The following is a 14,726-nucleotide window of genomic DNA, read 5'->3' on the forward strand; positions in this document are numbered from 1 at the left end:
ACGGACACTCGTAGAAGACGAGTTCGATAGACTCGGGATGTACGCGCCGAGGCAACGAGGCGTTCAGTCCACGAGCACTAACAGTCCATGCCACATTCATACTGTTCATCGGACCAGTCCACTGGTCTCGGTGAACGGGTTCAGGCGTTAACTGGATTGCACGCGACACATACGGTTGCAGAACCACCAACAGTGGTCTTACGACGGTTCGATTCCGTCGGTTGGCGTTAAGGCGGCCACAGCGGCGAGGCAACACCCGTACCCATCCCGAACACGGAAGTTAAGCTCGCCAGCGTGGCAGTAAGTACTGGAGTGTGCGAACCTCTGGAAACGCTGCTTCGCCGCCTCCCACTCATACGCAGATCCGAACGCCCACACGGGCCGACCCGTGTGGGCGTTCTTCATTTCGAACCATACCCTACAGCGACCGCTATCGCCACCATCCCGCGAAAAGGCCGTAAAACCGCTCAGACTCCCGATTAAGCCGGATTAAATCCGGCTAAAACGGAGGCGAGTCGGGTTCAGCGACGTTCTGAATTATGTGTATGTCGTGTCTCGGTGAGGATGCAATGCGCATCAAATCGCTCACAGTCTTCGTCGCAGTCCTCCTCGTGGCCGCCGCCGTCCCGGCGGCGAGTGCCGCGACGACGTTGGACGTGACGGTCGAACAGGACGGCGCGACGGGTGACGTGCTCGTCGCAGTGACAGACAACGGGACCGCGGTCGAGAACGCGACGGTGACCGTGGACGGCGACGCCGGGTACGCGGACGAACGGACGTACCGGACGGACGCCAACGGCACCGTATCGCTCGCGCAACCCGAGGACACGCAGAACGTCACCGTCGTCGCGACGGACGGAAACCGGACCGCCGAGACGACAGTCCTGATCGAGGGTGACGAGGACCTGTCGGTCGACGTGACGCAGGCATCCGACGGGAGCGTGACCGTGGACGTCGAACGGAACGGCTCCGCCGTGCCGAACGCGACGGTGGAAGTCAGCGTCGCGAACGACAGTTACGCGGCGGTCGGTAACTACACCACCGACGAGAACGGCACGGTCGGACTCGCCGCACCCGACGAGAACGTCACCGCGACGGTGACCGTCGCCGAGGGCGACGACGAGACGACCCGGACGGTGACGCTCGTCGCGCCCGAGGCCGACCTCGGTCTCGACGTCGAACAGACGACGGGCGTCGAGGTCAGCGTCGAACGCGGCGACGAGGCCGTCGAGAACGCGACGGTGAACGTGACGAGCGACGGCGACTACGACGGGACGGGCACGTACGAGACGGACGCGGACGGCACCGTCTCGCTGCCCGCACCGACGGAGAACGTCTCCGTCACGGTGACCGCGACGGCCGACGGCGACACCGTCTCCGAGACGGTCGGCCTGACGACCGAGTTCGTCGAAGCGGAGAAGAACTTCGGGAGCGCGGTGAAGCGATTCGTCGACGCACTCCGCGCCGCCGGGTTCAACGGCCCGCCGGGGCGCATCATCTCCGACTTCGTGACGGAGAACAACCCCGGGAACGCGGACGACGCCCCCGGCCGGTCGGGTGACGCACCCGGTCAGTCGGGTGACGCACCGGGGCAGGCGAAGCAGAACGCCGACGCGGACGACGAGGCAACCCAGAGCGAGGACGGAAAGCAGGGTCCGCCCGAACACGCCAAAGAGAAGAAGAACGAGAAGCGGGCGCAGAAGGACGCGGACGACGACTCGGCCGAGACTGAGGAAGACGACGCGGAGGAGGCAGAGTCCGAAGACGACTCCGACGACGAGAGCGGAGACGACTCCGACGACGACGCTGATTCCGACGACGCCGACGAGTCTGACGACTCCGACGACGACGGGCAGGGACCGCCGGACCACGCGAAGGGTAACGGCAACGGTAAGAACTAGTCGGCCGGCGCAGTTCGGGTCGAGAGACTCGGCGACGAGCGTCCGTCGCCGTCGCGGATGCGCGAACGACGCTCAGAGTTGGTCTCCGCGGCGCTCTTTTTCGAGGCGTGCTCGAAGGTCCGAGAGCGGTAGCCCCGCCCGGGCGGCGACGCGGTCAGGGTCGGCGTCGAACCGCCGCGTCGCCCGAACCGCGCCGGCGGCGACGAGTTCGGTGCGCGCGTCCGGCGGCGACCACGTCGGTTCGGGAGGGACGGACTCCAACGCCGAGACGGCGGCGGTGCAGACCAGCGCCGCCGCGAGGGGGTCCGACGCCGCGTCGGCGTCCTCGCGGGCGCGTACGATGGCTCCGGCCAGCGCGAAGTAGCGCCGCGAGTCCGTCTCGTCCAGGAGCGCGCGTTCGAGAGCGCTGTCGACGACGGCGGCGAGTGCGTCCGCGTCGCCGTCCGCGCCGACACCGTCCGCAGTGGCGTCCACGTCGCGAGTCACGCGTCGTCGTCGACGGGCGAGGAGAGGTCGGTTTCGACGACGGTGCCGTCGGGGCTGAGCGTGACGCGGCCGAGAGTCACCGTCTCGCCCGCCGGCGTGTCGGCGGCGACGGCTTCGAGCACCCGCCGTCGGTCGAGTCGGTCCCAGACGACCCGTTCGACGAGTCGCTGGAACTCGTCGGGGTCGGTCCACCCCGAGTCGATGTTCGAGGGGACGTGGACGACGAACTGGAGGTCGGCGTCAGTGACGTGGATGCCGACGCCGAAGGTGTCGGCGGCGTCGACGTCCGCACCGGCGTCGCTGTCGGTCATACCCGCACCTCGGGCGCGGCGGGACAAATACCCGGTGGTGCGCGCGTCGCGGACCGCGTGCGAACTGGCAGCACGCCCCTGAGAGGCGGCAGATAGGACGCCTTTTGGCGAACGAGTAACTCCGAGAATTCAATGAGCTACAAGATCGGACTCGTCGGCAAGCCCTCTGTCGGCAAGTCCTCCTTCTTCAACGCGGCGACGATGAACGACGTGCCCGAGGGGGCGTACCCGTTCACCACTATCGACCCCTCCGTCGGCGAGGCGTACGTCCGCGTCGACTGCGCGGCCCCCGAGTTCGACGAGACGTGCACGCCCTCCGTCGGGTTCTGCGACCACGGCACGCGGTTCGTCCCGGTGAAACTCGTCGACGTGGCGGGTCTCATCCCCGGGGCGCACGAGGGGAAGGGCCTCGGCAACCAGTTCCTGACCGACCTGAACGAGGCGGACGTCCTCGTGCACGTCGTCGACTTCTCCGGCGAGACGGACATCGAGGGCGAGAAGACGGAGGGGCACGACCCGCGCGACGACATCGACTTCCTCGAGGACGAACTCGACATGTGGTATCTCGACGTGCTGGAGAAGGGGTTAGAGCGCTACCGGTCGGGCTACCACGGCGAGGAGAAGAACGTCGAGGAGGACCTCGCGGAGCAGATGTCGGCGTTCAAGACGAACAAAGACGAGATAAAGCAGGTCGTGCTGAGCCTCGGACGCTCGCTGGACCCCGACGAGTGGGACGACGAGGACAAGGAGGCCATCGCCCGGGAGATTCGCAAGCGGACGAAACCGATGCTCATCGCGGCGAACAAGATGGACAAGCCCGCCGCACAGGAGAACTTCGAGGAGATAACGTCGGACCCCGACTACGACCACCTGACGTTCGTCCCCGCGAGCGCGCACGCGGAGAAGGCGCTGAAGAAGGCCGAAGCCGGGGGCGTCGTCGACTACGAACCCGGCGCGGACGACTTCGACATCGTCGGCGACGTGAGCGAAGACCAGGAGGAGGGACTCGAACAGATTCGGGAGTTCCTCGACGCGTACGGCGGCGCGGGCGTCCAGCGGTCGCTGGAGGCGGCCCTGTTCGACGTGATGGGCGCGATAGCCATCTTCCCGGGGAGCGCCAACGGGAGGTCCGACACGCAGGGCGTGTTCCGGGACTGCTTCATCCTCCCTGAGGGGTCGACGACGGAGGACTTCGCCTACCACCTGCACTCGGACATCGGCGACGGACTCCTGCACGGCATCGACTGCCGGTCGGAGCGACAGGTCGGCTCCGACCACGAACTCGACCACCGCGACGTGTTGGAAATCGTGACCACTGGCTGAGGCCGAAAAGTCGCATGAGCTATCAAGGGGGAGCCGTTACGAAGGGTACGATGCGGGAGGAACACTCCGCGCTCGACGCCACCGTTTCGGGGGAAATCGGTGGTCTCGGGGGCGACGTGACGTTGGACGACCTCTTCGGGGACGACTGGATGGCGGCGCACACGGACAGCGAGTCCATCGCGGGGTTCATCGAGTCGTGCAGCCACGAGGTCGAAGGTCAGGAATCGTTCGAGAACATCCCGGAACGCGAGTGGGACGACCACGTCGCGGCCCACTCGGAGTTCGACGACTGGCGGTCGATGCTCTCTGCGGCCGTCGAGTCGTACGTCGGCGTCGCCCAGACGCCGACGCCCGAGGGAGGCGCAGAGGGACCGTCGGCGGAAGCCAGCGAGTAGGTCGTCAGTCCGTCCGCCCGCCGCCGTGCCCGTGCCCGCGGCCGCGGAGGTGCGCGAACACGGCGGCGACCAGTTTGTTCTCCGCGCGCCGCAGGTGTTCTTCGGCCGTCCGTCGACTGACTCCGAGACGGTCGGCCAGTTCGGCCGTCGTCGTCCGGCGCGGTATCTCGTAGTAGCCGTCCTCGACGGCGAGTCTGAGGGCGTCGTACTGCCGCGGACTGAGGTCCGGAAGTGCCATCGCCGGCGAGAGCGGCGCGCCCTCCGAAACCACGTTCACGTGCCGTTTCGAGAGCACGTCCACCGTCGTCCCGTCGTCGACGAGTTCGCGGTAGAGGTCGGTCAGCGACGCGGAGTCGAGGGCGAGGACGCGACAGACCTTCGCGCCGCCCTCGTAGCGGAGGGGCGGGAGGAGGAGACAGTCGTTGCGGACGAGGTACGTCTCGATGGCGTCCGTCTCGCGCCGTCGGAGGCAGTCGTCGGTGATGAGGAGCACCTCCGCCGAGCGGTCGAGTCGTTCGCGGACGCCGACGAGGCGTTCGACGCGTTCGACCACCGACTCGGCGTCGGGCCCGCGGACGTGCAACAGGTCGCAGTGGTCGTTGCACCACAGTTCGACGGACGCCTCCGTCGCGGCCGTCGCCACCGAGTACCCCCCGTCGCCCGAAATCTCGAACGTCGCCTCGTACACGCCGACACGTGCGCGCCGAGAGTATATAAACTACCCTCCCAAAGGAGGTCTATTCGGTATGTGTGCGGCGCGTCAACGACCGGTATGGACGACGCAGACGGCGCGGACGGCGGACGACACGCGGTCGGTGACCCCTCGGCGGAGTGGCGGCGGTATCAGGGGTCACCGACGGGCACGGACATCGAGTGCCGGGGGTGGCGACAGGAGGCGGTCCTCCGGATGCTCAACAACAACCTCGACCCCGAGGTGGCCGAACGGCCCGAGGACCTCGTGGTGTACGGCGGCACCGGCCGCGCCGCCCGGTCGTGGGACGCCTACGACGCCATCCTCGCGGAACTCCGGGAGTTGGCCGACGACGAGACCCTCCTGGTCCAGTCGGGCAAGCCGGTGGGCGTGTTCCGAACGCACGAACGCGCCCCGCGGGTGCTCATCGCCAATTCGAACCTCGTCGGCAAGTGGGACGACTGGGAGCACTTCCACGAACTGGAGGCCGAGGGGAAGACTATGTACGGCCAGATGACGGCCGGGTCGTGGGCGTACATCGGGACGCAGGGCATCCTGCAGGGGACGTACGAGACGCTGGCGGAACTCGGTCGTCAGCACTTCCCGGACGAGGAGGGCCTGCGCGGGCGAACGGTCGTCACCGGCGGACTCGGCGGGATGGGCGGCGCGCAACCCCTCGCGGTGACGATGAACGGCGGCGTCTGCATCGCCGCCGAGGTGGACGAGGACAGGATCGACCGGCGCATCGAGACGGGGTACTGCATGGAGAAGACCGACTCGGTGGCCGAGGCCGTCGAACGCGCCGAGGCGGCCGCGGCGGCGGACGAGTCCTACAGCGTCGGCGTCCACGGCAACGCCGCGGACGTGTTGGAGGCGATGCTCGAACGCGGGTTCGTCCCCGACGCGGTGACCGACCAGACCAGCGCGCACGACGAACTCGAGGGCTACTACCCGAGCGGATACACCGTCGAAGCGGCCGACGAACTCCGCGAACGCGACCCCGAGCGCTACGTCGAGGAGAGCGTCGACACGATGGAGCGACACGTGGACGCCATCCTGGAGATGCAGGACCGCGGGGCCGTCGCGTTCGAGTACGGCAACAACATCCGCGGGCAGGTGCAGTCGTACACCGGCCGCGACGACGCCTTCGACTTCCCCGGGTTCGTCCCGGCGTACATCCGACCGCTGTTCTGCCGCGGGAAGGGTCCCTTCCGGTGGGTCGCCCTCTCGGGGGACCCCGAGGACATCCGCCGGACCGACGACGCCGTCCTCGACCTGTTCCCCGACGACGACCGACTCGCCCGGTGGATTCGACTGGCCCGCGAGGAGGTGCAGTTCCAGGGCCTCCCCGCCCGCGTCTGTTGGCTCGGGTCCCGCACCGACGACGAGGGAGTGAGCGAACGCGCACGATTCGCCCTGAAGATAAACGAACTCGTCGCCGACGGCGAGATTTCGGCGCCGATAGTCGTCACCCGCGACCACCTCGACGCCGGGAGCGTCGCCAGCCCGAACCGCGAGACTGAGGCGATGCGCGACGGCACCGACGCCGTCGCGGACTGGCCCATCCTGAACGCGTTGGTGAACTGCGCGGCGGGCGCGGACGTCGTCAGCGTCCACGACGGCGGCGGCGTGGGCATCGGCAACGCCCTGCACGCGAACAACCACGTCGTCCTCGACGGCTCCGACCTGGCGGCCGAGAAGGCGCGCGCGGTGTTCACCACCGACCCCGGGATGGGCGTCGTGCGCCACGCCGATGCGGGCTACGAGGAGGCCCTCGACGAGGCGGCACGCTCTGGCGTCCGCGTTCCGATGCCGCCGGACGACACCGGCCCGGCGGCGCGGTCACCGGAGGAGAGCAACCGAGACGACGACGCGGGAGGCGAGACGCGATGACCGGTCCGGCCCCCGAGTGGTCCGGCACGTCCTCGGACCCGAACGACGAGCAGTTCGGGCACGTCGTCGACCGGGCGACGGTCGACGCGGCCGGCGAGTACGCGGCCGTCCTCGTCGGCGAACCGTACGACGGCGCGGTCATCGGCCGCCCCGGCGCGCGCGACGGGCCGACGGCCATCCGCGACGCCCTCGCGGGCGTGAAGACCCACCACTTCGACGCTGGACCGGTCGCCCGAATCGGCGACGTCGGCGACGTGGACCTCGCCCGCGGGAGCGTCCGCGACGTGCAGTCGTCGCTCCGAGCGGAGACGGCCCGTCTGTACGACGCCGGGGCGGTGCCGGCGTTCCTCGGCGGCGACAACTCGCTGACGTACCCGAACGTCGCGCCACTCCTCGACCGAGACGACGCCGGCCGCGTCGGCGTCGTCAGTTTCGACGCGCACCTCGACTGCCGCGAGGTGCGGGCCGGGCCGACCAGCGGAACGCCCTACCGGCAACTGCACGACGCCGGACTCGACACCCTCTGCGTCGTCGGCGCGCGCCACTTCGAGACGACGACGGCGTACGCCGACTACCTCGACGCGCGCGGCGGGAGCGTCCTCACCGCCGAGTCGGTCGGCGCGGGCGTCGACGCGACCCTCGAACGGGTTCGAACGGCGCTCTCGGACGTGGACACGGTCTACGTCAGCGTGGACGTGGACGTGCTGGACGCGACGGCCGCACCCGGCGTGAGTGCGCCGACGCCCGGCGGTCTCACCTCGCGGGAACTGTTCGCCCTCGTCCGCGGCGTCGCGGTCGACGACAGGGTCCGCGGGTTCGAGGTGGTGGAGTGCGCGCCGTCGCTGGACCCGACGCCGACCGGGCGCACCGCGGCGACGGCCGCGCGCGCCGTCGCGCACTTCCTCGGAGGTGCGGGCGCGTGACGGACCTGCTGCTGACCGACGCGGCGGAAGTCGTCACCTACGCCGACCACGAGCGATTCGAGCGAACCGAAGACGCCGCCGTCGCCGTCGACGACGGCCGCGTCGTCGCCGTCGGACCGACCGCGGCGGTGACCGACGACTACCCCGAGAGCGACGCGGACGCCGTCGTCGACTGCGCGGGGCGCGCCGTCGTGCCGGGGTTCGTCGACCCGCACACCCACGCCCTGTTCGCGGGCGACCGCTCGGACGAGTTCGAGGCCAAACTCCGCGGGCAGACGTATCAGGAGATTCTCGAAGCGGGCGGCGGCATCCTCCGAACCGTCGAGGCCGTCCGCGCGGCGTCGACCGACGAACTGGTCGCGAACCTCCGCGACGAACTCGACGTGATGTTGGCGCACGGGACGACGACCGCCGAGGTGAAGTCGGGCTACGGACTCGACGCGGAGACCGAACTGCGGATGCTCGACGCCATCGACCGCGCGGCCGCAGAGCACCCGGTCCGGGTCGTCCCGACGTTCATGGGCGCACACGCGGTGCCGACGGGGCGCGACGCCGACGACTACGTCGAGGAAGTCGTGACCGAGCAGATTCCCGCCGTCGCCGAGCAGGGAGTCGCGGCGTTCTGCGACGTGTTCTGCGAGGAGGGCGTCTTCGACGTGGCGCAGTCGCGTCGCGTGCTGGAGGCGGGGATAGAACACGGCCTGACGCCGAAGGTCCACGCCGAGGAGTTGAGCCACCTCGGCGGGACGCAGTTGGCCGCCGAGGTGGGCGCGGCCAGCGCGGACCACCTCCTGCACGCCACCGACGAGGACGTCGACGCCCTCGTCGCCGCCGACGTGACGCCCGTCCTCCTGCCGGGGACGGCGTTCGGTCTCGGCGCGGCGTACGCCGACGCCGAGGCGTTCCTCGACCGCGGCGCACCCCTGGCGCTCGCGACCGACCTCAACCCGAACTGCTACTCGCAGAGCATGCCGTTCGCCATGACGCTGGGGTGCGTCGAGATGGGACTGACGCCCGCGCAGGCCCTCGGCGCGGCGACGGCGAACGCCGCCCGCGCGGTGGACAGACCGGACGCCGGCCGACTCGAACCCGGGTCGCCCGCGGACCTCGCGGTGCTGGACGCGCCGAGTCACGTCCACCTGTCGTACAACTTCGGGGTGAACCCGGTCGACACCGTCGTCGTCGGCGGGGAGGTGGCGCATGAGTGACGGCGCCTCGGACGCCGTGACTCCCGACACCGTCGTCGTCGACGGCGAGTCGCTCACCCCCGAGGACGTCGAGGCCGTCGCTCGCCGCGGCGCGCGAGTCGAAGTCGCCGAGGAGGCGCGGGCGGCCGTCGTCGCCGCCCGCGAACGCGTCGACGAAATCGTCGAGAGCGGACAGGCCGTCTACGGGCTGAACACCGGGTTCGGCGAACTGGTCGACACCCGCATCGAACCGTCCGAAGTCGAACAGCTCCAGACGAACCTGCTCCGGAGTCACGCCTCCGGCGCGGGGCGGACGCTCGACGCGGAGGAGGTCCGCGCGATGATTCTCACCCGGCTGAACGCCCTCGCGAAGGGCTACTCGGGCGTCCGCGAAGTCGTCGTCGACTACCTCGCGACGATGCTGAACGAGCGCATCCATCCGGTGGTTCGCTCGCGCGGGAGTCTCGGCGCGTCGGGTGACCTCGCCCCCCTCGCGCACCTCTCCGTGGTCCTCCTCGGCGAGGGCGAGGCGACGGTGGCCAGTGAAGCCGTCGGCGACGACGACTCCGCGCCGAACGGAGACGGCGGCCGAGAACGGCTCTCCGGCGCGGACGCGTTGGCGACGGCGGGGTTGACGCCGCTGACGCTCGCGCCGAAGGAGGGGCTGGCGCTCATCAACGGGACGCAGTTGACGACGGGCATCGCGGCGTTGCTCGTCGTGGACGCCGAACGACTCTGCGAGGCGGCCGACGCCGCCGGAGCTCTGACGACGGAGGTGACGATGGGGACGACGGCAAACTGCGACCCGGCCGTCCACCGCGTCCGGCCCCACGGCGGGCAGGCCGCGGTGGCCGAGCACGTTCGGGCGCTCACGGCCGACTCCGAGATAGTCGAGTCGCACGCCAACTGCGACCGGGTGCAGGACGCCTACTCCGTCCGCTGTCTCCCGCAGGTCCACGGCGCGGTGCGCGACGCCGTCGCCCACCTCCGCGAGGCGGTCGCGGTCGAACTCAACAGCGCCACCGACAACCCCCTCGTGTTCGACGCGAGAGAGGCGGACAGCCGAGCCACCGGCACCGACGACGCCGTGGTCATCTCCGGCGGCAACTTCCACGGCGAACCGCTCGCCCTCCGCCTCGACTACCTCGTGAGCGCGCTGACCGAACTCGCGGCCATCTCGGAGCGTCGCGTGGACCGGACGGTGAACCCCAACCTGCAGGAGGACCACCTGCCGCCGTTCCTCGCCGCGGACCCCGGACTCGACTCGGGGTTCATGATTCCGCAGTACACCGCGGCGTCGCTGATAAACGAGATGCGCGCGACCGGTCGCCCGTCGATGGACAACACGCCCGTCAGCGGGGGGCAGGAGGACCACGTGAGCATGAGTGCGACGAGTGCGCTCGCGGCCAAATCCGCGCTGTCGAACGCCCGGACCGTCGTCGCCGTCGAACTGCTCACCGGGGCGCAGGCGTCGGAGTTCGTCGACGACGCCCTGTCGCACGGCCGGGGGACGGCCGCCGTCTACGAACTCGTCCGGGAGGTGTCGCCGCCGGTGACCGACGACCGGAGTCTCGACGACGACATCGAAGCCGTCGCAGACGCCGTCGCCGCGGGCCGCCTCGAAGAACGCCTCGCCGACGCCGTGTGAGCGACGACGCCACGCGAGAGACGACGCCGTGTGGCGGCGACGACGCTCCGAGGGGCGCGGACGCGCCGGTGACGTTCACGAACGATTCACCGGAAAGACGGTGTGTCCGGCCCCCGCGTCGCCGGGTGACACACAACCGTTTTCACCGTCACCACAATATCGGGCAATAGTGATGCCCGAGGGTCGTAGCGAGACGCCGGACGACGGGCCGGCGGTCGACGAACACGTCGGCCGCGGACTGCTCGACGTGGACATGGGCCCGAGTTCGGCGATGGCCCACCTCTACCGCGGCGAGATACACCGGATGAAACTGTGGCGAGAGCGACTGGACCGGACGACCAACTGGGCGGTCATCCTGATGGCCGCGGTGCTGACGTGGGCGTTCTCGCAACCGTCGCATCCGCACTACATCCTCCTCCTCGGCAACGCCGCCGTCGGCCTCTTCCTCTCCATCGAGGCCCGCCGGTACCGCGCGTACGACGTGTGGCGCTCTCGCGTTCGCTACCTGCAAGAACACGTCTGGGCGCCCGGACTGGACCCCGACTCGCCCCTCCGCGACGAGGACTGGCGCTCCGAACTCGCCGAGGACTACCGCAACCCGACGCTGAAGATATCGTTCGAGGAGGCACTCGCCCACCGCCTCCGCCGGGTGTACCTCCCCCTGTTCGCCGTCCAGAACGGGGCGTGGTTGCTCCGCGTGACGGCGTTCTCCGCCGACCCGTGGCCCGAGAGCGCGGCCGTCGGGATGATTTCGGGCGTCGCCGTCACCGCTATCGTCGTCTCCCTGTTCGCCGCCGCGGCGGTCATCGCCTACCGCCCGCGGACGTGGCACACGCGGGGCGAACTGCTGTCCGAGGAACTCCGCGAGAACCGCACGGGGTCGGGTCCGACGGCGGGCGAGGACGAACGGCGCATCTGAGACGGCGGCGCGGCCGACGCGGCGCTCAGAACCGGTACTCGTCGTTCGAGGGTCGCTCGGTGTAGTCCGCCTGCAGTCCGAGCGCTCCCCGAACGGCGTCCTGAAGCGTGACTTCGGATACCTCGACGCCGGCGTGAGCGCTGTAGACCGACATCATCGGCGTCCGCTGTCGACGACGGAGGCCGGCGAGGAGGCCGACGAACAGGGCGGCGGGGGCCACGCTGAGTACCGCCATGAACACGAGTGCCTGTAGCGCAGACATGGGGTACCGTTCGCGGCCCGTGACGTGAGACTGGCAGCTAGAGAGCTAGCAGGTTCGCGGGGACGGGGCTAGCATGCGTAACCCGGGCGACGAGGCGGAGATGGAACTCCACGACGTGATTCAGCGAGAAAGTGCTCCGGCAGGGATTTGAACCTCACTCGCGAATCGGAGATTCGCTCGCTGCTTCAAATCTCTTCGTACAGCATTCGTCTCGTAGAACGTGCGAGCGACACGCTACGCGGTCGCTCGCGGGTCAGTACTTCGACAGAAATGCTCCGGCAGGGATTTGAACCGATGCAAGACGGTCGCGCTCACTCCGTTCGCGCGCTGCGACTTGCAGGGTTCAAATTCCTGTGTGTCTCAGTTCTCTCGAATCGAGTGTCGCGGAGATGGAACTCCACGCCGTGATTCAGTGAGAAAGGGCTCCGGCAGGGATTTGAACCACGGTCGCAACGAGTTGCTCCCTGATTCAAATCCCTCCGTCGAAATTTCCTCTCACACGGTGTGCGAGCGACACGCTACGCGGTCGCTCGCGGATTCGTGTTCGAGAGAAATGCTCCGGCAGGGATTTGAACCCTGGTCATCACCGTGAGAGGGTGATATGATTGGCCGGACTACACCACCAGAGCGCATCCTATCGTATCGCACCGACGAATAAAACCGTTCCGTTTCGGGACGGGTGTGTCGCGCCGTGGCGCATCACCGCGGCGGGCCGGGCGGTCGGTTACGGGCGTCCGCTCACGCCACCCGCTCGCCGTCGCGGTAGACGGCCGCGGCGTCGCGCCACGCGGTCACGTCCTCGTTCGGGTCGTCGTCGAGAACCAGCAGGTCGGCGCGATAGCCCTCGGCGACGCGCCCCACGTCCGAGAGGCCGAGGAGTTCGGCGGCGGTGACGGTGGCGGCTTCCAGCGCCGCCGTCGACGTGAGTCCGTACTCGACCATCAGTTCCATCTCGCGGAGGGCGTTCTCGCCGTGGAAGTTGAACGGCGTCCCCGCGTCGGTGCCCATCGCGATGGTCACGCCCGCGTCGAGGGCGTGTTCCCACGCGCGTTCGAACCGCTCCTGTGCGTCCTCGGCCTTCTCGACGGCCTCTTCGGGGATTCCCGCCTCGACGCCGTTCTCGACGATGCCCTCCAACGCGCTGGCCGTCGGCACCCAGTACGTCCCCTCGCGCGCCATCAGTTCGGCCGTGTCCTCGTCCATGAACGTGCCGTGTTCGACGCTCGTGATGCCCGCGCGGACGGCGTTTCGGATGCCCTCCCGCCCGTGTGCGTGCGCCGCCGTCGGGACGCCCTTCGCCGACGCCGCGTCCACGAGCGCTGACAGTTCCTGCTGCGTGAGTTCCGGCGCGCCGGTGACGGCTCCCTCGGTGAGGACGCCGCCCGTCGCCATCGTCTTGACCACGCCCGCGCCGCGCTTCAGTTGTTCGCGGGCGGCCTTCCGCACCTCGTCCGCGCCGTCGGCCTCGCGGCCGAACCAGTGGCCGTGTCCGCCCGTCATGACGACGTTCTCGCCGCAGGCGACGACGTTCGGACCGTCGAGGACGCCCTCGTCGACGGCGCGTCCGGCGTCGATGGCGAGACTCCCCGGCGCGCCGAGGTCCCGGACCGTCGTCACGCCCGCCTCGACGTTCGCGCGGAGGTTCGCCGCGGCGCGGTAACTCAGCAGTTCCGGCCCCTCCTCCGCCGTCGTCGCCACGTCCGGTCGGGCGTCCATCATCAGGTGGACGTGCGAGTCGACGAGGCCCGGTGCGACCACCTGGCCCGACACGTCGACCGTCTCCACGTCCACGTCGCCGCCGTCGGCGTCGCCGTCTCCCGAGACGATTCGTCCGGTGTCGGCGTCCACGACCACGTCCGCGCGCCGCGTTCCGTCGGCGTCGGCGACGCGGCCGCCCTCGAACACGAGTCGGTCTGCGCTCATGCTCCATCGGTTCTGCGTCCCACCGCCTAAACGTCCGGGTAGCGGTAGCGCGCGGCGGGGTACACCGCTAAGTGCGACCGGCGAGACGGGAGGGACATGTTGGAAGACCTGTCGGGACGGAGCGCACTCGTGACCGGCGCGAGTTCGGGCATCGGCGCGGCGACGGCGCGGCGACTGGCCGCCGAGGGCGCGGACGTCGCCCTCCTCGCCAGACGCGAGGCGCGACTGGAGTCGCTGGCGGCGGACGTCGAAGCCGAACACGGCGTCGAGACGGCCGTGGTGCCGGCGGACGTGCGCGACGAGGACGCCGTCACGGCGGCCGTCGAACGGACGCTCGACTCGTTCGGCCGGGTGGACGTGGCCGTCGTCAACGCCGGCGTCGCCCGCGGGTCCGACGTGGCGTCGATGTCCACGGACGACTACCGGACGATGACCGACACCAACGTCGACGGCTCGTTCTTCCTCGCTCGCGCCGTCCTCCCGCACCTCGTCGAGACGGAGGGAACGCTGGTCTTCGTCGGCAGTTTCGCCGGGCAGTACCCCCGACCGTTCAACCCCGTCTACGCCGCGACGAAGTGGTGGGTCCGGGGCTTCGCCCACAGCGTCGCCGCGCAGGTGGGCGACGACGGCGTCGCCGTCAGCGTCGTCAACCCCACCGAGGTCCGCTCTGAGTTCGCCGTCGAGGGGGAGACGTTCGAAGAGCGGTTCGACCCCGGCGAGGTGACCGAACCCGAGGAGGTGGCCGACGCTATCGCCTTCGCGGCCATGCAGGACAACTCCGCGGTGCAGGAACTGGACCTCTACCGCCGGGACAAGTTCGGCGGGTGGTGAGGTGGTGGGGACGGGGTGAAGTGGTGCGGGATG

The 14,726-nt window shown here is 69.5% G+C and carries 14 protein-coding genes, 1 tRNA gene and 2 rRNA genes; 11 read left to right on the forward strand and 6 right to left on the reverse strand.

Features of this window, described 5'->3' with window-relative positions; translation table 11 throughout:
* The 3 genes from BM310_RS21645 to BM310_RS09560 form a co-directional block, all read left to right on the forward strand.
* Positions 1–101, forward strand: a 23S ribosomal RNA gene (locus BM310_RS21645); the annotation flags it as partial.
* 127 nt (positions 102–228) lie between these two features.
* Positions 229–350 (forward strand): 5S ribosomal RNA (gene rrf / locus BM310_RS09555).
* Positions 351–569: 219 nt separating this feature from the next.
* Positions 570–1,901 carry a hypothetical protein gene (locus tag BM310_RS09560; RefSeq protein WP_245778465.1) on the forward strand — a complete coding sequence of 444 codons (1,332 nt, stop codon included), beginning with the start codon at positions 570–572 and terminating at the stop codon, positions 1,899–1,901.
* A 72-nt stretch (positions 1,902–1,973) separates the two neighbouring features.
* Here the strand turns inward: BM310_RS09560 and BM310_RS09565 are convergent, their stop codons facing one another.
* Both BM310_RS09565 and BM310_RS09570 read right to left on the reverse strand, forming a co-directional pair.
* Positions 1,974–2,387 carry a hypothetical protein gene (locus tag BM310_RS09565; protein ID WP_089807142.1) on the reverse strand — a complete coding sequence of 138 codons (414 nt, stop codon included), beginning with the start codon at positions 2,385–2,387 and terminating at the stop codon, positions 1,974–1,976.
* Positions 2,384–2,698, reverse strand: a complete 315-nt coding sequence (locus BM310_RS09570; protein WP_089807145.1) for a hypothetical protein — start codon at positions 2,696–2,698, stop codon at positions 2,384–2,386. Before BM310_RS09570 ends, BM310_RS09565 begins: the two co-directional genes overlap by 4 nt.
* Before the next feature lie 132 nt (positions 2,699–2,830).
* Between BM310_RS09570 and BM310_RS09575 the strand changes: the two genes are divergently transcribed.
* Both BM310_RS09575 and BM310_RS09580 read left to right on the forward strand, forming a co-directional pair.
* Positions 2,831–4,021 carry a redox-regulated ATPase YchF gene (locus BM310_RS09575; RefSeq protein ID WP_089807147.1) on the forward strand — a complete coding sequence of 397 codons (1,191 nt, stop codon included), beginning with the start codon at positions 2,831–2,833 and terminating at the stop codon, positions 4,019–4,021.
* 14 nt (positions 4,022–4,035) lie between these two features.
* Positions 4,036–4,416: a hypothetical protein gene (locus BM310_RS09580; RefSeq protein ID WP_245778466.1), complete on the forward strand. Its 381-nt coding sequence runs from the start codon at positions 4,036–4,038 to the stop codon at positions 4,414–4,416.
* Positions 4,417–4,420: 4 nt separating this feature from the next.
* On the opposite strand, the gene BM310_RS09585 is transcribed toward BM310_RS09580, so the two are convergent.
* Complete coding sequence (locus BM310_RS09585; protein ID WP_089807151.1) at positions 4,421–5,104, reverse strand: helix-turn-helix domain-containing protein; 684 nt, start codon at positions 5,102–5,104, stop codon at positions 4,421–4,423.
* Between the two features lie 84 nt (positions 5,105–5,188).
* Here BM310_RS09585 and hutU point away from each other — a divergent pair, with 84 nt between their 5' ends.
* The 5 genes from hutU to BM310_RS09610 all read left to right on the forward strand — a co-directional run bounded on the left by hutU (position 5,189) and on the right by BM310_RS09610 (position 11,677).
* Positions 5,189–7,000, forward strand: coding sequence for a urocanate hydratase (hutU, locus tag BM310_RS09590; protein ID WP_089807153.1), 1,812 nt, complete (start codon positions 5,189–5,191; stop codon positions 6,998–7,000).
* The gene (gene hutG / locus BM310_RS09595; RefSeq protein ID WP_089807155.1) at positions 6,997–7,923 is read left to right on the forward strand and encodes a formimidoylglutamase; all 927 of its coding nucleotides are present in this window, start codon (positions 6,997–6,999) and stop codon (positions 7,921–7,923) included. Before hutU ends, hutG begins: the two co-directional genes overlap by 4 nt.
* Positions 7,920–9,131, forward strand: a complete 1,212-nt coding sequence (gene hutI / locus BM310_RS09600; RefSeq protein ID WP_089809129.1) for an imidazolonepropionase — start codon at positions 7,920–7,922, stop codon at positions 9,129–9,131. Before hutG ends, hutI begins: the two co-directional genes overlap by 4 nt.
* Positions 9,124–10,758 carry a histidine ammonia-lyase gene (gene hutH, locus BM310_RS09605; RefSeq protein WP_089807157.1) on the forward strand — a complete coding sequence of 545 codons (1,635 nt, stop codon included), beginning with the start codon at positions 9,124–9,126 and terminating at the stop codon, positions 10,756–10,758. The genes hutI and hutH overlap by 8 nt, the downstream gene beginning before the upstream one ends.
* Positions 10,759–10,930: 172 nt before the next feature.
* The gene (locus BM310_RS09610) at positions 10,931–11,677 is read left to right on the forward strand and encodes a DUF2270 domain-containing protein (RefSeq protein ID WP_089807159.1); all 747 of its coding nucleotides are present in this window, start codon (positions 10,931–10,933) and stop codon (positions 11,675–11,677) included.
* Between the two features lie 25 nt (positions 11,678–11,702).
* Here the strand turns inward: BM310_RS09610 and BM310_RS09615 are convergent, their stop codons facing one another.
* The 3 genes from BM310_RS09615 to BM310_RS09625 all read right to left on the reverse strand — a co-directional run bounded on the left by BM310_RS09615 (position 11,703) and on the right by BM310_RS09625 (position 13,862).
* A complete protein-coding gene (locus tag BM310_RS09615; RefSeq protein ID WP_089807162.1) occupies positions 11,703–11,939 on the reverse strand; it encodes a hypothetical protein in 237 nt (78 codons plus the stop codon).
* A gap of 554 nt (positions 11,940–12,493) precedes the next feature.
* Positions 12,494–12,568, reverse strand: a tRNA-Glu gene (locus BM310_RS09620).
* A 109-nt stretch (positions 12,569–12,677) separates the two neighbouring features.
* Positions 12,678–13,862 (reverse strand): metal-dependent hydrolase family protein, encoded by a 1,185-nt coding sequence (locus BM310_RS09625; RefSeq protein ID WP_089807164.1) that lies wholly within the window; start codon positions 13,860–13,862, stop codon positions 12,678–12,680.
* A 96-nt stretch (positions 13,863–13,958) separates the two neighbouring features.
* Here BM310_RS09625 and BM310_RS09630 point away from each other — a divergent pair, with 96 nt between their 5' ends.
* Positions 13,959–14,693, forward strand: a complete 735-nt coding sequence (locus tag BM310_RS09630; protein WP_089807166.1) for an SDR family oxidoreductase — start codon at positions 13,959–13,961, stop codon at positions 14,691–14,693.
* Positions 14,694–14,726 lie beyond the last annotated feature (33 nt).

The sequence above is a fragment of the Halogeometricum rufum genome, assembly GCF_900112175.1.
GTDB lineage: Archaea > Halobacteriota > Halobacteria > Halobacteriales > Haloferacaceae > Halogeometricum > Halogeometricum rufum.

What these genes read in the sequence shown, in the direction of transcription:
- BM310_RS09560 (WP_245778465.1), top strand. Translation starts at nt 570, where the DNA reads ATGCGCATCAAATCGCTCACAGTCTTCGTCGCAGTCCTCCTCGTGGCC.
- BM310_RS09570 (WP_089807145.1), bottom strand. Translation starts at nt 2,698, where the DNA reads ATGACCGACAGCGACGCCGGTGCGGACGTCGACGCCGCCGACACCTTC.
- BM310_RS09575 (WP_089807147.1), top strand. Translation starts at nt 2,831, where the DNA reads ATGAGCTACAAGATCGGACTCGTCGGCAAGCCCTCTGTCGGCAAGTCC.
- BM310_RS09580 (WP_245778466.1), top strand. Translation starts at nt 4,036, where the DNA reads ATGAGCTATCAAGGGGGAGCCGTTACGAAGGGTACGATGCGGGAGGAA.
- hutU (WP_089807153.1), top strand. Translation starts at nt 5,189, where the DNA reads ATGGACGACGCAGACGGCGCGGACGGCGGACGACACGCGGTCGGTGAC.
- hutG (WP_089807155.1), top strand. Translation starts at nt 6,997, where the DNA reads ATGACCGGTCCGGCCCCCGAGTGGTCCGGCACGTCCTCGGACCCGAAC.
- hutH (WP_089807157.1), top strand. Translation starts at nt 9,124, where the DNA reads ATGAGTGACGGCGCCTCGGACGCCGTGACTCCCGACACCGTCGTCGTC.
- BM310_RS09610 (WP_089807159.1), top strand. Translation starts at nt 10,931, where the DNA reads ATGCCCGAGGGTCGTAGCGAGACGCCGGACGACGGGCCGGCGGTCGAC.
- BM310_RS09615 (WP_089807162.1), bottom strand. Translation starts at nt 11,939, where the DNA reads ATGTCTGCGCTACAGGCACTCGTGTTCATGGCGGTACTCAGCGTGGCC.
- BM310_RS09625 (WP_089807164.1), bottom strand. Translation starts at nt 13,862, where the DNA reads ATGAGCGCAGACCGACTCGTGTTCGAGGGCGGCCGCGTCGCCGACGCC.
- BM310_RS09630 (WP_089807166.1), top strand. Translation starts at nt 13,959, where the DNA reads ATGTTGGAAGACCTGTCGGGACGGAGCGCACTCGTGACCGGCGCGAGT.